The sequence below is a fragment of the Streptomyces sp. NPDC040410 genome (assembly GCF_055595715.1).
Genome location: NZ_JBVIVK010000030.1, coordinates 51641 through 67494 on the forward strand (window position 1 = coordinate 51641; position 15854 = coordinate 67494).

At 68.7% G+C, this 15854-nt stretch carries 14 protein-coding genes and 2 pseudogenes; 9 read left to right on the forward strand and 7 right to left on the reverse strand.

Translation table 11 applies throughout. The features are described 5' to 3' along the window. Positions 1-196: 196 nt before the first annotated feature. The gene (locus ACZ562_RS35070; RefSeq protein WP_471187927.1) at positions 197-640 is read right to left on the reverse strand and encodes a DUF3846 domain-containing protein; all 444 of its coding nucleotides are present in this window, start codon (positions 638-640) and stop codon (positions 197-199) included. A gap of 319 nt (positions 641-959) precedes the next feature. Between ACZ562_RS35070 and ACZ562_RS35075 the strand changes: the two genes are divergently transcribed. From ACZ562_RS35075 to ACZ562_RS35090, 4 genes are all read left to right on the forward strand, one after another. Continuing rightward, the gene (locus ACZ562_RS35075) at positions 960-1553 is read left to right on the forward strand and encodes a hypothetical protein (protein WP_471187930.1); all 594 of its coding nucleotides are present in this window, start codon (positions 960-962) and stop codon (positions 1551-1553) included. Positions 1554-1787: 234 nt separating this feature from the next. Continuing rightward, on the forward strand, positions 1788-2624 hold the full coding sequence (locus ACZ562_RS35080; RefSeq protein WP_471187961.1) for an ATP-grasp domain-containing protein: 837 nt from the start codon (positions 1788-1790) through the stop codon (positions 2622-2624). 119 nt (positions 2625-2743) lie between these two features. Continuing rightward, positions 2744-3667: a transposase gene (locus tag ACZ562_RS35085; protein ID WP_471187932.1), complete on the forward strand. Its 924-nt coding sequence runs from the start codon at positions 2744-2746 to the stop codon at positions 3665-3667. 185 nt (positions 3668-3852) lie between these two features. Beyond that, positions 3853-4125, forward strand: a complete 273-nt coding sequence (locus tag ACZ562_RS35090; protein WP_471187964.1) for a nitronate monooxygenase — start codon at positions 3853-3855, stop codon at positions 4123-4125. Between the two features lie 52 nt (positions 4126-4177). On the opposite strand, the gene ACZ562_RS35095 is transcribed toward ACZ562_RS35090, so the two are convergent. Next, positions 4178-4789: a CGNR zinc finger domain-containing protein gene (locus ACZ562_RS35095; RefSeq protein WP_471187935.1), complete on the reverse strand. Its 612-nt coding sequence runs from the start codon at positions 4787-4789 to the stop codon at positions 4178-4180. A gap of 104 nt (positions 4790-4893) precedes the next feature. Here ACZ562_RS35095 and ACZ562_RS35100 point away from each other — a divergent pair, with 104 nt between their 5' ends. The 4 genes and pseudogenes from ACZ562_RS35100 (at position 4894) to ACZ562_RS35115 (ending at position 8475) form a co-directional block, all read left to right on the forward strand. Further along, positions 4894-5742 (forward strand): SDR family NAD(P)-dependent oxidoreductase, encoded by an 849-nt coding sequence (locus tag ACZ562_RS35100; protein ID WP_471187938.1) that lies wholly within the window; start codon positions 4894-4896, stop codon positions 5740-5742. 288 nt (positions 5743-6030) lie between these two features. Continuing rightward, positions 6031-6789, forward strand: a complete 759-nt coding sequence (locus tag ACZ562_RS35105; protein ID WP_471187941.1) for a transposase family protein — start codon at positions 6031-6033, stop codon at positions 6787-6789. 443 nt (positions 6790-7232) lie between these two features. Further along, positions 7233-7373: pseudogene (locus tag ACZ562_RS35110) on the forward strand (pentapeptide repeat-containing protein); the annotation flags it as partial. Between the two features lie 217 nt (positions 7374-7590). After that, the gene (locus ACZ562_RS35115) at positions 7591-8475 is read left to right on the forward strand and encodes a pentapeptide repeat-containing protein (RefSeq protein WP_471187944.1); all 885 of its coding nucleotides are present in this window, start codon (positions 7591-7593) and stop codon (positions 8473-8475) included. A 1113-nt stretch (positions 8476-9588) separates the two neighbouring features. Here ACZ562_RS35115 and ACZ562_RS35120 read toward each other — a convergent pair. After that, complete coding sequence (locus ACZ562_RS35120; RefSeq protein WP_471187947.1) at positions 9589-11478, reverse strand: AMP-binding protein; 1890 nt, start codon at positions 11476-11478, stop codon at positions 9589-9591. 46 nt (positions 11479-11524) lie between these two features. Continuing rightward, positions 11525-11753: pseudogene (locus ACZ562_RS35125) on the reverse strand (dihydrolipoyl dehydrogenase); the annotation flags it as partial. A gap of 859 nt (positions 11754-12612) precedes the next feature. On the opposite strand from ACZ562_RS35125, the gene ACZ562_RS35130 reads away from it, so the two are divergent. Then, entirely contained in the window at positions 12613-13101 is a 489-nt protein-coding gene (locus ACZ562_RS35130) for a hypothetical protein (protein ID WP_471187950.1), read from the forward strand. A 66-nt stretch (positions 13102-13167) separates the two neighbouring features. On the opposite strand, the gene ACZ562_RS35135 is transcribed toward ACZ562_RS35130, so the two are convergent. From ACZ562_RS35135 to ACZ562_RS35145, 3 genes are all read right to left on the reverse strand, one after another. Beyond that, positions 13168-13524, reverse strand: coding sequence for a hypothetical protein (locus ACZ562_RS35135; protein ID WP_471187953.1), 357 nt, complete (start codon positions 13522-13524; stop codon positions 13168-13170). Positions 13525-13631: 107 nt separating this feature from the next. Continuing rightward, positions 13632-14507: an ATP synthase F0 subunit B gene (locus ACZ562_RS35140; protein WP_471187956.1), complete on the reverse strand. Its 876-nt coding sequence runs from the start codon at positions 14505-14507 to the stop codon at positions 13632-13634. Between the two features lie 599 nt (positions 14508-15106). Continuing rightward, positions 15107-15854 (reverse strand): amidase family protein (locus ACZ562_RS35145; protein ID WP_471187959.1); only part of this gene is annotated, 748 nt, incomplete at its 5' end.

Sequence of the window (15854 nt, forward strand, 5' to 3'; positions counted from 1 at the left end):
CACTCCGCGACCGGTCCCCAAGATCTGTGCCAGAACCCATTTCTCATCGACAGCCGTCAGCCCGGTGATCACCAGCTGCCTCCGGAACCGGCCGACAAACGCTGTTCCTAGAAATCAACGAAGCCACTCTGCTGAATTACTCGGGGAGGCTGGCCCCCCGGACGGGGGGGGGCGGGGGCCAGCGCGTGACCTGTGATCAGGAGCGGGGGCGGGGCGTGAAGCCGACCATCGCCATGTCCAGGTAGAGATCGATCAGGGCGAGGGCCTGGGGGTGGCCGAGTCCGACGGCGTTGCCCTCGGCGTCGGGGGTTCCGGTAAGGACGACCTCGCCGATGTACGGCAGCGGGGCGGGCCGGTAGAGCCCGATCAGGCTGTCGGCCGCCTTGTTGGGCTCCTCGCCGTACGCTGCGGCGTCCTCGTCAACCCATAGAGTCAGAGTGGTGGTGAGGTCCACCGGCCGGGCCGTGTCGCAGCACAGCGCGCGGCTCGGGGTGCTGACGGACAGCCACGCCAGCAGGCGGAAGACGCCGGTGGGCTGGATGATCAGGCCGAAGCGCTGGTCAGCACTGGCGGTGGTGGTGATCGGGGACAGTGCCCTCCTGAACTGGGTTGTGGTTCTTCGGTGTTGGGGCCTTGCCACGGGACCGACCAACAAGACAAATACACCGCACTAGCATCAGGATTTGCAGGGGTGACACGATCCTTCTTCGGGGTATTTCGCCAGGCCAGAGCAGGTTTTGAGGCGCCAGGCCGGGGCACGTCGCAAGGCTTGTGGGGCCCCGTGACGCACAGCGTCGCGGGCAAGGGCTTCGGCAGCGCGAAGCGCGCGACCCGGTGAGCGCGGAGCGCACTGGGAACGCCCGCCGCATCCCGCAAAGCGTCAGCACGCGAAGCGCGCGACGGTGGGCGCGCAGCGGCCCGGCGGGCGCGGAGCGACACGGCACATTCAGGTCGGCGAAATGTCACCCGAACAAGCCCGCGCCCTCCTGACCTGGCAACTTCCTGCCCTACCAATCGACCTCCTCAACGGCCTCCTCCGCGCCACCGGCCGCTGGGCACTCCTCCTTCTGCTGACCAACGGCTTCATCAGAGAACAGACCGGCACGGGCGCCGACCCCGCAACCGCGGCCCGTGACGCATTGCAGTTGCTGAAAGCACAGGGCCCCACAGCCGTGGAGGCCCCGGCCGGCACCTGGCACCTGGACAACCCGCACGGACGCAGCAAGGCAGTCAGGGCCACTGTGGAGGCTGCAACGACTCTGCTGCCCCTAGGGGTGCCCGCCGCTTCACCGAACTCGCAGTCTCACCGAGGACGAGGCCGGCGCAGCGTTGAACCGCAGACGGTCGAAATCCAGTTCCGGCGTATCGCCAGGGGCGGCTCCCGGCTGACCGCCTATCACTTCGAATACGTGACGCCTGTTGACGGCCAGGCGGAGAAAGCGGGAGAGGCATGGCACTTGTCGTTCTCGGTCACTCGGCACTCCCGGCCTCCGTCCAACATCCATGTGCTGATCGGGCGCAACGGCGTGGGCAATCCGACACCTGAGATATAGCACATATAACGGCGTGGTGTACGACAGTGATCGTGGCCTGTGTCCTGCGACATCGGATCTTGAGCGTGTGCCACCCCAAACTTGAGCAGCACAAATCTGTGACACCGAACTTTGAGGGGTAGGCGACATCGAGGAGCTTTGAGGAGGCGTGCTGACATCGCGCGACCACCCGGCTGCCCGAGACCGTGTTCCGTGGGACAGGTAGGTTTGTGTCACCGCCTGAGGAGATGCATGATGCCTGACCGCCGCAGAGTTCTGTTCGTGACCGACCTCGCCTACCAAGCCCGGGGGCGGCGCTACTGCGACGAGGACATCTTCCTGACCTCCCGACTGCGTGACGACTTCGACATCGCCCTGTGCCACCCGCTGGATGCCGCCGCGATGATGGACGCCTTCGACGTGGTGGTGGTCCGCAACAGCGGGCCCGTGCTGCATTACCAGAAGGAGTACGACACCTTCCGTGAGCAGGCTACGGCCTGCGGCACCCGGATCTACAACCCGCTGTCCGGCCGGGGCGACATGGCCGGCAAGCAGTACCTGCTGGACCTGACCGCCGCCGGATATCCGGTCATCCCCACCATCGACCAACCCAGGGACCTGCACCTGCTGCCCGAGGCCGGCCAGTACGCGGTCAAGCCGAAGGCGGGTGCGGACTCCATCGGCCTGGCCTTCGTGCCTCGAGAGCAGCTGGGCGGCCTCGCATACGGTGACATCCTGGTCCAGCCGCGTATCGACTTCCGCTACGAGGTGTCCTTCTACTACGTCGACGACGCCTTCCAGTACGCCCTTCATGCCCCCGATCCGGAGCGTCGCTGGGTCCTTGAGCCCTACGAGCCCGCCGAGGCCGACATGGCCTTCGCCCGGCGCTTCATAGACTGGAACACCCTCGACCACGGCATCCAGCGCGTGGACGCCTGCCGCACCCGGGAAGGCGAGCTACTCCTCGTCGAGCTGGAGGACCTCAACCCGTACCTGTCCCTGGACTTGGTCTCCGACCGGACCCGTGACTCGTTCGTGGCGAGCATGACGGCATCCCTCCACCGTTTCCTGGACGCTCGGCCCCGCACCTGAGGTGGCTGGCGGGCCCTGAAGAGTGATTCGCTCAAACTTCGATGGCATGCGCTCAAGGTTCGATGTCACAGGAGTGCCTGGGGCGGAACGCTGAGTGAGCCGTACGAGTTGGGGAGATTGTGACGTCTGCCCTGGCCCGTACGGCTCTCTCGCATCGTATCTGCACTGGCATCTCTCGGCGTCGACTCGGTGCGCTCATCGCGGAGTTGGCGCCGGGATGGATGGCGCGAGAGAACTCGCGGCTGCGGGAACGCCGAGGCCACGAGCGGCTGCGGGCCGAAGGCGGCGGGCCGGCCCATCAGCTGGTCTTCACCGATCGGGTGCTCTCGACCCTGGTGGTCCTGCGGTTCCAGCTCCCACACGCCGTCCTGGCCCTCTTCTACGGAGTCGACCGCTCCACGGTCACCCGGGCCGTCCACGAGATCCGCCCGCTGCTGGCGGCGCGTGGTTTCGCGGTGCCCGGCGAGGCTGGGGTACGCCTGCAAACGCTGGCCGATGTCTTCGCCTACGCCGCCGCGCGGGGCGTTGAACTGCGCCTGGACGGCAGCGAGGTGCGAGTGCGGCGACCGCGGGCGGGCTGGCCGGGACGGCGCGCGTTCGTCTCCGGCAAGATGCGGCAGAACACCAAGAAGGCCACTGTCATCACCGACGAGAAGGGCCGCACGCTGTTCACCGGCGCCATCCGCCCCGGTCGCATGCACGATCAGACGGCGGTCAAGAGCGAGGGTATCGAGGACCTCTTCGAGCAGTACCCGCAGGTCAAGGCCAAGGTCGATGCCGGATACCGGGGCCTGGCCAAACGGTTTCCCGACCAGGTCCAGGCCCTGCGGAAGAAGCCTGGCAAGGACGCCCCGGCCGCGGAGATTACGGCGTGGGAGGCCGCGCGGAAGCGGCTGTCCTCGATGCGGATCTGCGTCGAGCACGCCGACGCCGAGCACAAGCAGTGGCGGCCCCTCCAGCGGTATCTCGGACGCCGCGAGTACTACGACGAGACCCACCTGGCGATCGCTGGCCTGGTCTCCGACCGCACCGCGATGCGGTGATCAACCACCAGCCAACCCGCCAGGCCGACACAACTCGATCTCAGTCGCGCGCACCACACCGTAAGCCAGGGCTGTCTGGCAAATGCGAGCAGCCCGCCGCCAGACAGGACGGCGTCATTCAGGGGAAATATCCGTCTTGATGCCGGTTCAGGCATCCGACGCGGCTGTGGGGTTCGCGGACCGGGCTGGAACGGGTCTTCACAGGCCGCCCTGCTCGCGCCCTGCGCAATCGCTTCACCGAGGCCTACGAGCCGGCCTCGCCGCTCGACTACCCGGCCGTCCACCACCTCACCGGCACCTCGCGCAAAGCGGCCACCGCCGCGAACGACACCGAGCTGATCCACCTGTGGGCGGGCGCCGGGTACCGCCAGGCCCGCGACGAACCCGCCGCCCAGACCCTCACCCGCCTCGCAGCCCGGACGGAAACTTCGCAGCGGAGTGCCGTCTTCAGGCTGTAGCCGGCAGGTGCGGGCGGCCGCAACTTCGAGGGAGGCCCCGTGGAGCGCGGCCTCACGCCTCGGGCGGTGCCTCACTCTCCTGGCGCTGCCGCTGGCGGTAGTTACGCATGGACACCTGGGAGCCGCAGCCGGTACTGCAGTACAGCCCTGCCCCGTTGCGGGTGCGGTCGAAGAAACCGAAATGGCACGGGGGGTTGCGGCACGCCTTGATACGCCCCCAGTCGCCGGTCTGCGCGAAGGTCGTCACCGCGGCCAGTACGGTCCCGAACACACGCGGCACCCCTGCCTGCGGCGACGCCAGCTCGACGCCACCAGCCGTGACCACCGTCGCCAGCGGGTAGAGCGCACCCGCGCGCCGCAGGTGCCGCTCGGCGTGCTGCAGCGGCTCGCCGAGGCTCTCCTCATCACCCGAGTGTGCGAGCAGCAGAGTCACCAGGGCGTCACGCAGCTCGCGCGCGGCCGCAGCATCGGCATCGGTCACCACGGTCTCGCCGCCAAACTCATCGTGCTCTGCGAGCCACGCCGCGAATGAGTCCCCGTCCCCGAACAGCTCCCGCCGTCCGGCCCCGTCCGCGCGCGTGTTCACGAACGCGAGCACGGTCTCCACCAACGGCATGACGGTGCGCGGGCTGGGTTTCGCAGATCCGGCTGCAGCACTGCTCATCACCCCATCCTACAGCATCGGGAAGAGGTGCTAAGCCGTCTAACAGGCAACGGACAGCACGAGCTCGCTTGACTGGTTATGAGCTATCGGCTTACAGTCGCAACATGAACGGAATGTCAAACCAGCAGACCGCCCCCCGCACATGGCTCATCACCGGCGCGACGTCCGGCATCGGCCGCGAACTGACCCTCCAGGCACTGGAGAACGGAGACGTCGTCTCGGCGCTCGCCCGCGACACCGCTTCCCTGGACGGACTGACCGAAGCGCACGGTGACCGCCTGCTCCTCATCCCTGCGGACGTGCGTGACGAGCAGGCCGTCCAGGAAGCGGTCGAGCGCACGCTCGCGAGGTTCGGCCGCATCGACGTGGTGGCCAACAACGCCGGCTACGGACTCTTCGGAGCCGTCGAGGAAGCCTCCGACACGCAGGTCCGCGCCGTATTCGACACCAACGTCTTCGGAGTGCTCAACGTGCTCCGCGCGACGCTGCCGGTACTCCGCGCCCAGCGATCCGGACACATCCTCCAGGGCTCGTCGGTCTACGGGCAGTCCGCCCACCCCGGCGTGGGACTGCTGGCCGCGACCAAGTACGCGGTCGAGGGACTGTCGGACGCACTGGTGGCAGAGGTCGCACCGCTCGGCATCAAGGTCACGATTATCCAGCCGGGACTGACCGCCACCCCCTTCCTGGCCAACCTCGACGTCGCGGCCGGCCTCGACGACTACGACCAGACCGTCCGCGAGGTCCAGAAGGGCATCGGAGAACTGCCCGCATCCGCGTTCTCCTCCGCAGCCCGGATCGCCGAAGGCATCCGAACCGCAGTCGACAACCCCAACCCCCCGCTGCGCCTGGCCCTCGGCACCTCCAGCGCCACCGGCATGCGCACCGCCCTGGAAGCCCGCACCGCAGACCTGGACAACTGGAATCGCGTGACCGACGCCGTCGACAGGTAATCACCCGTCCCGCAGGGGGCCTCGGCGCTGACAGCCGAGGCCCCCTCGGCGACTCACTCCGCACACGCCCAGCCCGAACACAGCGCCCGAACAGCGCCACTGAACATCCCGCCGAGAGCCATCCGACTTGGAGCCCAGGAAAGGATCTCCGGGTTCAACGGAACGGCCACCGCCTCAGCGTCGCGTTGTCACAGGCCGGCGGATTGCGCCGGTTGACCGTTGAGCAAGGCGCACGCCGACTTCGCGGCGACTTCGGGAGAACGGGGAACATCACCACGACGGAAGACCGTGCCTGCCCGATCATCATCGCCCGTCCCCACCGGCCTGGACCAGCTCGCCGTCGCACGGCCCGCCGAGCCCGGGGAACACCCGCAGCTGCTGGATCATCTCGCGACGGTGCCCGACCCACGTCGGACCAAGGGCCGCCGCCACCCCCTCGCCTTCGTCCTCGCACTCGCGACGTGCGCGGTACTGGCCGGCGCGAAGTCGCTGACCGCGATCGCGGAGTGGGCAGCCGACGCCCCTGCCGCCGTGCTCACCGCCCTCGGCGGCCCGAGCCGCGAACCGTCCGGTCCCACCGCCCCGGCCGAGGCCACCGTTCGCCGGGTCCTGCAACGCGTTGACAGCAACGCTCTTGACACGGCGATCGGCTCCTGGCTCGCGACCCGCGACCCCGACCGGACGGCACCCGGACAGGATGCGGCCCGGCGTCCCCGCCGCTCACTGGCCGTGGACGGCAGGACCGTTCGCGGCGCCCGTCGCGACGACGGCCCCCAGGTCCACCTGCTCGCCGCGATGACCGGAACCGGCCTGGTCACCGTCTTCCCGCCGATGCTCGCCGAGCTCGACTTGGCCGACACCGTGGTCACCTTCGACGCCCTGCACTCCCAGGCGGCCCACGCCCGCTTCCTCGTGGAGGAGAAGAAGGCCCATTACATCGCGGTGATCAAAGGGAATCAGCCGCTGCTGCACCAGCATCTGAAGCAACTGCCCTGGCGGGACGTTCCACTGCTGGACAAGACCCGCGCCACGGGAGCACGGCCGTGACGAGATCCGCCGTGTCAAGACCGCCACCGTCACCCGCGGACTTGGCTTCCCGCACGCGATACAGGCGGTGCAGATCGTGCGCCGCCGCCGGATCGTCACCACCGGCAAGGTCACCCTGGAACGCGTCTACGCGGTCACCAATCTGACGGCGGAGCAGGCCGATGCTCCCGAGATCGCGTACCGCGTGCGCGAACACTGGGGCATCGAGAACAAGATCCACCAAGTGCGCCCGCTTCGCAGGTGCCCGGTTCGGCAGCACGGCCGTGTTCGGACGTACCAGGTTCCGGGCCACCGCCGATTTCGCGGGTGCACGATTCCAGGGGATCGCCTGGTTCGGCCGGGGGGAGGACGAACTCGCCGAGGACGAGTCGGCGTGGGAGGAGGCCGAGGCACGGCGCCCGGTTCCCTGGGGCGAGCTCAACGAGGACGATCCGCACTGGCCCATGGCCGTACTGGAAGGTGACTACCAGGACTGGGAGGAGGGCGGCGACGGAGCACGCTTCAACGACTTGGTGTCGTTCAGTGATGCCCGGTTCGCTGAGGCTGCCTGGTTCTGGAAGGCACGGTTCGGTGGCGAGGCGCTGTTCCACGGGGCCGTCTTCAGCGGACGAGTCCACCTTGTACAGCCCGCCGCCTACCTCACCGGCGCCCGGGTGTCCGGCCCCGCCGGGGGCGAGATGCGGGACTGGCCGCTCGGCTGGACCGTGACGACGTCAGGGACGCGGCGTGAGGACGGCGGGCGCCTGATGCCTGACGAGGCCGTGGCGCCGTACGACCGCCAACTAGCCTACCCCGACCCGGATGTCCGCCTCGCTGGCCTGGATGCCCTGGGCACTCGGGGACGCGGACCCCGGACTCAGACAGCGTGTGGCCGACACCGTCTGCGCGTATCTGCGGAACCCCCTGGACTTCGAGGTCTCCGACGACGTCTTCGCGCTCTCCCCTTCCCAGTTCGGTGAACTGCGGCTGCGGCGTGCTGCCCAGCGACTTCTCGCCGACCGTACGCGACCCGCCTCGGACCGGCCGTTCTGGGAGGGCATACGACTGGCACTGTCCGGCGCCACCCTGATCGACTTCGATGTCAGCGGCTGCCGGCTGGCCTACGCGGACTTCACCGGCACCCAGTTCCACGGGAACACCACGTTCGCAGGCGCCTCTTTCGGCACCGAGAAGCGGCTCGTCGAGCGCATCGACTTCTCCCTGGACGGTTCCAGTGGACGCGCTTCCTTCCATGGCCGTGCCGATTTCTCCGGCGCCCGGCTATCGAGGCCGTCGCTGCTTCGGCGCTGCGTCTTCCACGCGGACACGTTCGTGCGCGAGACCAACACCAAGCACGACCTGGTCAGGATACTGCTGGGGGCCAGGGTCTGCGCGGACCCCGTCGAGCTCACGGCGAGGTTCCGGGCGGCGTTCCTCAGGACGGGCTCGGAAACCCCCGACAATCTCGCCTGCACCCGCCACCCGGAGTACGGCCCGGTGCCGGGACCCTCTTGTGCCCCTGAGGCGGAACGACTTGGGCTGAAGATCGCCGGCACCGACCTCCTCGTCTCCGATGTGGCGTGGAAGATCAAGGGCATGCCCGCCCCCGCCTCGGTCGCGGAGGCCTTCCCGGACCTCACCAGCGAGCAGTGGGACGCCGCCACCCGCGTCATCACCATGCTGCCGTCCGCGCCGGACGCGGACTGAGCCGGGGCGGCACCACCGACGGCACGGCCCCGTGCAGCCTGAGCAGAGGACGTGTCAACGGTGCCAGGGGTGAACCGGTTCCCCGATGATCTCCACCTGTTGAGGGGCGTCGAAACCGAGACGGCATCGCCGCGCAGGCCCTCCCCGAGGAGGAGACCATCCTCACCCTCCGCCACGTGCTCTCGGTCCTCGTCGAGGAGCACCAGGAGGCCTTGGTGGCCCGTTGGGAGAACCTCAAGGGAGTCAGTACGCGCTCGGTCTGAACGCCCAGCAGCGGGCGTTCCTCGGCCTCGTACTTGTCCATCCTCGACATCGGGAATATCACCCTTGCCGCCGTGGACGATCTCGACGAGAGGCGGCTCCTCATCATTCAGCGCGCCATCGTGCAGCTGGCGGGCAACGATCGGATCGCGGCCGGCACCCGCCGCTAATTTTCGCCCCTGGACGTTGCCCTGAGGCTCGGCCGTATCCGTGTCCCCGTCGGAGGCCTCCGCGATGCAGCCGGGGTGAACCATCTGGTCGCACAGCGGACTCCCCATCTCGTCGAGCCAGACCCAGCACTGATCCGCAATCCTGACCGCGGCTGGCTCGTCCTCCTCCCACCGCAGCCGCCCGCCCAGTCCCCCGTTCCTGGACCCGTACACGCTTCAGCCCCAGGGTGGGCGCCAGCCCAGTAGCTGCCCTGGTCGGCCCCGCTCGTCCGTCTCCCCCGTGGCGGATGGGCGGAGGCTTACTGCCTGAGATCCGGCACTGTGGTGCCGAGCGCATCAGCAATGGGTGTCGCATTCGGGCCGATGCGCAGGGTTGTACGAGTCGTCCTCATCGGTTCAGCGACGCAGTGTGCGGGCCCGGCATGCTCGGCTGCGCAGTGTTCAGGTGGTGCTGCATCAATCCATGGACTTGTCGGACGGTTCCGTCTCGTACGGGGATCTTCACGCCGGACTGGGTGGCGGGGATGGGGTATTGCTGCAGGGCGGTTTTGGTGAAGTGGCGGGCGGCCGCGCCGTGGGCTGCGAGGAAGAGCCGGTCCACGGGCGCAGTTCGGCTTGGGCGTAGGGCTGTTCGACGCCACCCCGCGTTGTGGGGGTGCCCACCGGCGGTTCGGCAGCGTGCTCAAACGGTGTGATCGGGGCGGTGGAGAAGCGGGCGCAGGGTCTCGATGACGCTCGGGTCATCCACCGTGGACGGGATGGGTTCGTCGAGGCCATCGGCGATACCGCGCATCGTCTTGCGCAGGATCTTCCCCGAGCGCGTCTTGGGCAGGGCGGCCACGACAGCGACCTCCTTGAGGGAGGCGACGGCACCGATGCGCTCGCGTACGAGTCGGACCAGTTCGGCCTCGACCTCCCTCGGGTCGCGGGCGGTGCCCGCCTTCAGGACGACGAAGCCGCGGGGGACCTGCCCCTTGAGGGTGTCCGCGACGCCGATCACGGCGCACTCGGCGACGTCGGGGTGAGCGGCCAGGGCCTCTTCCATGCTGCCGGTGGACAGCCGGTGTCCGGCGACGTTTATGACGTCGTCGGTGCGGCCCATGACGTACACGTAGCCGTCCTCGTCGATGTGCCCGCTGTCGCCGGTGAGGTAGTAGCCGTCGTACGCGGAGAGGTAGGAGGCGACGAAGCGGGCGTCGTCGTTCCAGAGGGTGGGCAGCGAACCGGGCGGCAGGGGGAGCTTCACGACGATCGCGCCGTCGACGCCGGCCGGCACGGGCTGCCCCGAGGGGTCGAGAACGCGGACGTCCCAGCCCGGCAGCGGAAGGGTGGGCGAGCCGGGTTTGACGGGGGCGGCCTTGATGCCCACCGGGTTGGCGACGATCGGCCAGCCGGTCTCCGTCTGCCACCAGTGGTCGATCACAGGGATGTCCAGGAGGGCGCTCGCCCAGTGGTAGGTCTCGGGGTCGAGGCGTTCACCGGCGAGGAAGAGGTAGCGCAGGCGGGAAAGGTCGTAGTCCGCCGTGAGGGCGCCTTTCGGGTCCTCCTTCCTGATGGCACGGAAGGCGGTGGGCGCCGTGAACATGGTCTTGACGCCGTGATCGGCGGCGACCCGCCAGAACTGGCCCGCATCCGGGGTGCCGACCGGCTTGCCCTCATACAGCACGGTCGTGGCACCGGCCAGCAGTGGCCCGTAGACGATGTACGAGTGCCCGACGACCCAGCCGACATCGGACCCGGTGAACATCGTCTCGCCCGGGCCGATGTCGTACACGGCGCCCATCGACCAGTGCAGAGCCACGGCACAACCGCCGCAGTCACGGACGACTCCCTTGGGTTTCCCGGTTGTTCCGGACGTATAGAGGATGTACAGCGGGTCGGTCGCCGCCACCGCCAGACAGGCCGCAGGCGGTGCCGCGGCGACCAGATCGGCCCAGTCGAGGTCGTCCGGCCCCAACTCGGCCCGCCCCTGCGAGCGTTGCACAATCACCCGCTTCTGCGGCTTGTGCCCGGCGAGTTCGATCGCGCGGTCCAACAGCGGCTTGTACGGGATGACGCGCTTGCCCTCGATGCCACAGGAAGCGGAGACGACCACCTTGGGAGTGGCGTCGTCGATGCGGACAGCGAGTTCGGGTGGGGCGAACCCGCCGAAGACGACCGAGTGGACGGCGCCAATGCGTGCGCAGGCCAGCATCGCGATGGCGGCCTCGGGCACCATCGGCATGTAGATGACCACGCGGTCGCCGGGCCCCACACCGAGCCCGGCGAGTGCCCCGGCGAAGGCCGCCACCTCGTCCCTCAGCTGGGCGTAGGTATAGGCGCGCCGGCTGCCGGTCACCGGAGAGTCGTAGATGAGCGCGGGCTGTTCGCCCCGGCCGGCTTCGACATGCCGGTCCACCGCGTTGAAGCAGACGTTGAGCCGGCCGTCCGGGAACCAGCGGTGGAAGGGCGCTCTCGAGGAGTCCAGGGCCCGGGACGGCGCCACCTCCCAGTCCACGCCTTCCGCCGCCCGCAGCCAGAAGCCCTCCGGGTCTTCGAGGCTGGCCCGAAAGACGTCCTCGTACATTCCCATCGCGCTCTCCTTGACCAGAGTCGTGGGTGGCCTGCCTGCTCCCAGGTCACATGTTGATCATGTGGCCGGCCAAGCCGTGTGAGGCCTTCTTGACCGACTCGCGCAGGGTGCGGTGTGCCTGCTCGGTGCGGGCGGCTGCGTGGACGGTCAGGTCCCACTGCTCGGGTCAGGGTCGGCTCAGGCAGCAGCTCCGTGGTGTCGGGGCCGATCAGGTGGCCGCCGACGAGTCCACTGTACGTCGCATCGCTGATCAGTTTCACGAAGCCGGTGGTGTCGCGGCGGGGTTCCGGTACCGGGCGGCGGCCTCGCTGACGGCGGCGCAGGCGCGGGCGTATGCGGGGTCCTCGCCCCGCCAGTGGCCCGGCTCGCCGGCGCCGAGGATGAGCTCGCCGGGCCGATGGCACGCCCAGGACGAGCAGGCGGAGGTACTCGGCTCGGGCCGTGCGTCCGGCTCTTGTCGGCGGCGTCCGGATCACGGCCCGCGAGGGCGATCGTCAGGCGGATGTCGGTACATGCGTCGGCCCACCGGTGGCCAGGTCCAGGCGCATGGCGCCGGCGGCGTCCTCGATGCCCTGCCCGGGCCGCAGTGCGTCCACCAGGGCGTCGGCGTCGTCGGGAGGGAGTAGTGCGGTCCGCGCGGCCGCACCCTACGGCGCTCGCGAGCGGCATCAGTTTGCGGCGGAGCTTGGCACAGTCATGCCTCGGCCGCCTTCGGCAGCCCGTACAGCCGGCCCGACGCCCACCTGCACGTCCTTGACTGAGCCGACTGACGGTCACCACCAGAGCGCGATTCGAACAACCGTGCCCATCCGGGGCCTATCCTGCGGTCCGGGTGAGGTGCGTTCGTCGCTCAGAACGGGAACCACACGATGACGACTGCCGTGCCCCGATCGCCGAATCTGACCCGTCCGCGCTGAGCTGCCCCGGTGACCAGGTCGGCCCGTGCGGCGCATGCCAGCGCAAGACACACAAGTACGGCCGCGGCGGCCGCCCCCTGTGTGCCTCCTGCAAGTCGCTCGTGGAGAGCAGCAGGGCGAAGCCGTTCCGGTTCGCTCCCACGATCGGCCTCCTCCTCTGCTGGGGATGTTCGCCCGTACCCTCGTGAGGCGTTGCCGGACGGTCTACATTCACGGCGTGGATGCAGCGGTAGCGGGTCTGGTCGGCGCACTGGGGGGCGGATTCCTTGGTGCAGCCGGGGCGTGGTGTGCAGCCTTGATCGCTTTCCGTGGGGCCAGGTACCAGGCCGACAAGCAGGCGGCAAGCGCCCACGATCAGTGGCTTCGACAGATCCGCCGGGACAGTTACACGGCGTTTCTCGTAGCCGCGAGAGAGAGCACGAAGTGGAAGACAAACCTGGACCAGTTGAATGATACGAGCGAGTTCGACCAGGCTTGGGCGACGCTGCAGATGGAAGCTCCCCCGGCTGTCAGAGAAGGCGCAAGAGCCGTAGCACTCGCGATTGGCGAACTGCACCTGCTTCGTAGGGGTTTGCTGGGCTTCACCAGGCCGCTGACCTCTGGCACAATTCTCGACCAGCCGCGTGAAGATGTGCCGCGAGTCAACCGGGTCCTGGTTAAGATCCGTGATCTTCAAGCGCTCTGCCGAGACTCGCTGCAGGAGTAGTCGGGGGTATCGCTCCCGTGGCCCCCAGGACAAGTACCACCGATCGACACCCTTCGAGGGTGTTCATCAACCAATCCGTGAATCGCGGACACGCGGGAGGGTGCCATGGGACTGTAAGGCGTTGTGGCTCTGGTGGATCATGCGGCCCCTGTTCCAGGGCCCGTCGCCTTTTGCCCGGTACGGCAGCCTCAGCCACCACAAGACGGCGTTGCCGGGCTGGTCCACGAGTTCGACGTTGTTGTCGGTGAGTTCGTTGAGGACGTACGCGGTCAGCAGGTCGTGCGCTTGCACCTCAAGCTCCTGGGAGCCGAGACATGGGGTCAGCTTCTTCTGCAGAGCACGGCGCCTTTGGAACCACCAGCTCTCGCGGCAAGGCAGCGGATCGGGCACCAGAGCGGCCAGCACCCGGTCGGCTTCGATCAAGGCCGGCCCCGTCAGCGTGCTTTCCTCCAGGGAGCCGAACAGATCGGTCAGGCAGCTGTTGACCGTGTTCTGGTAAGCCTCCAGGACGGCGTCGTCAGCTCCCCGGCCTATCGGCCAGGCGCCGTGGGGGGGGTGACTTCTTCGAGCACCACCGCCAGGCGCGAGCCGTATAGGGCCAGGAGCCGGTTTTCTCGGTGTACTCGCGGATCAGTGCCAGGATCGTACTGGAGTTTCCCCGGAATCTCGGCGTCCCCGACGCCCGCCGGCAGCGCCCTGAGGTGATCGCGCTGCGCGATGGATGACATCGGGGAGGCCCGGTCCCTGAACGGCAGCGGTTCGACCACTTGCGGCAGTCCCGGCACCAGACGGTCACTGTCCACCTCGCCCACGATGCCCAGCGCCATAGCGCGCCAGCGCGCCCTGAGTTCCGCTGCGTCGTTCTGCGGAAGCCGCAGGGCCAGCAGATGCAGGGCGCGCCACAGGTCACCCAGTTCCGGGGGAGGCACCGGTGCCGCACAGCTGATATAGACCAGGCGGGCCTGGAGCAGAGCACTGCACGCAGACTGGCCCGGCTCGGTGAGGAGACGGAACTCCTTCCTGAGGAACTCACGTAAGAGAAGGGGACCAGGCAGGCTGACCGGATCGCGGCTTGCCCGCGCGGCTTCCTGGCGCTCCTGCTCCCGGATGCGTTCTGCCTCTTGCCGCACTTCGGCCACGATGTCCTCAGCGCGCCGGGACTCGAGCATCCTTTCCTGCGCAACTGCGAGTTGAGCCTGCTCCCGCAGACGAGCAGTCTCCGCCTGGGCCTCGGTGAGTTCTTTCTCAGCCTCCCTGCGCAGAAGGGAAGCGCGCTGCGGTTCGGTGGCGGCCTCCTCTCGCAGGCGCTCGATCTCGCTGACCTGCCGGTGCTGGGCTTCCTCGGCTTCACTCTCCAGACGCTTGTGGGCCTTGGCGGCCCGGGTGGCCGTGTACTTGGCCTTCATCCAACACTGACGCCACTCGTCCTGCAGGCCGGCGTCGCCCGGCCGGAGCTGGCTCCGGCTCCTCGCCGGGCAGTAGTACGGCGAACGCCTCCACGGCACCGGCCGCATCACTCGCCTCCCCCTGCCAGCGGGCCAGCTCGTGCCGGATGGTGAGGGTGCCTGAGTACTCGGCGCCCTGGGAGTGGGTGAAGGCGTTGAGGAGAGCGGTGTGCAGCCGGACGGCCCTGTGGTAGTCGCCTGTCTCGCTTGCGTCTTCGGCGGCGGCCTCCAGGCGGGAAGGTTGTCCGCGGGGATGGGGCCGGGCGCGGGGTTGGCCGGCGGTTGTCCCAGACAACCCGGTCCGCTGGGGGTCTGGGCTGAGGTCGTGGGTGACGCGCTGCAGCATCTGGTCGTCGTGGTCGTCGACGGCCGCAGCCCGGGCCAGAGCCTGGTCGATGTCAAGCTCACCTTGGCTCGACCTCCATTGAGCTCCAGCCGTACGGGAGGAGGACGTTGAGGCGGCCGACCGTCATGTGAGCGTCGAGCCTCGCGGGTGAGTGGCCTCGCCCGGTGGACGGCACCACATGGTGAAGGAGCCGTCCGCCGGGCTGTTCGGGTGGTCAGATCCGTGGTGCGGGAACGCTACCCAGGACCTCTTCCATCGCCATACCGATCGCGAGCAGCCTCCGATCGCTGCCGATGGGTCCTTCCAGGCTGAGGCCGACGGGTAGTCCGGGGTCGGACATGCCGCCCGGAAGGACCAGTCCGGGCATGCCGACGCAGCTGCCCGCCACCGTGTTGCGGACGCTCGTGGTGAACGTGTCGACCGGGGGGCCGCCGTCGAAGGACATGGTGCCGGACCCGTTGACCGGGTCGATCGTCGCGGGCAGGACCGGGGCGGTGGGGAAGAGCAGGGCGTCGATCCCCCACTCGCGGAAGTAGCCTCCCACCAGCTGCTGGATTTGCGGTCTGTAGACGTTCATGGCGTCGGGGTAGGCCCCCGCGGTGACGTCGTCGACCACGCTCTGGAAGATGTTGCGGACATCCGGACTCGCGACCTGCGCCGCGATGTCCCGCACCGTCAGCTCCAGGCCGTTCTCCTGGAGGTAGCGGGGTATGTCGATGTTCGGCTCATGCAGGGCGACGGGGAAGATGATCTGGTTGGCGAGGTCGAGGAGATCGGGCAGGTCGACCTCGACCAGTTCGACGCCGGCCTCGGCCAGCCGCCGCTTCGCCGCGCGGCCCACGTCGCCCACGGCCTGCTGCAGGCCGTTCCACAGCACGGGCGGCACGCCGATCCGGAGACCTTCCAGACGCGCCGGCCGTACGCCGCGTGTGCTGGTGACGACGGCGTCCAGCAGGGCGACG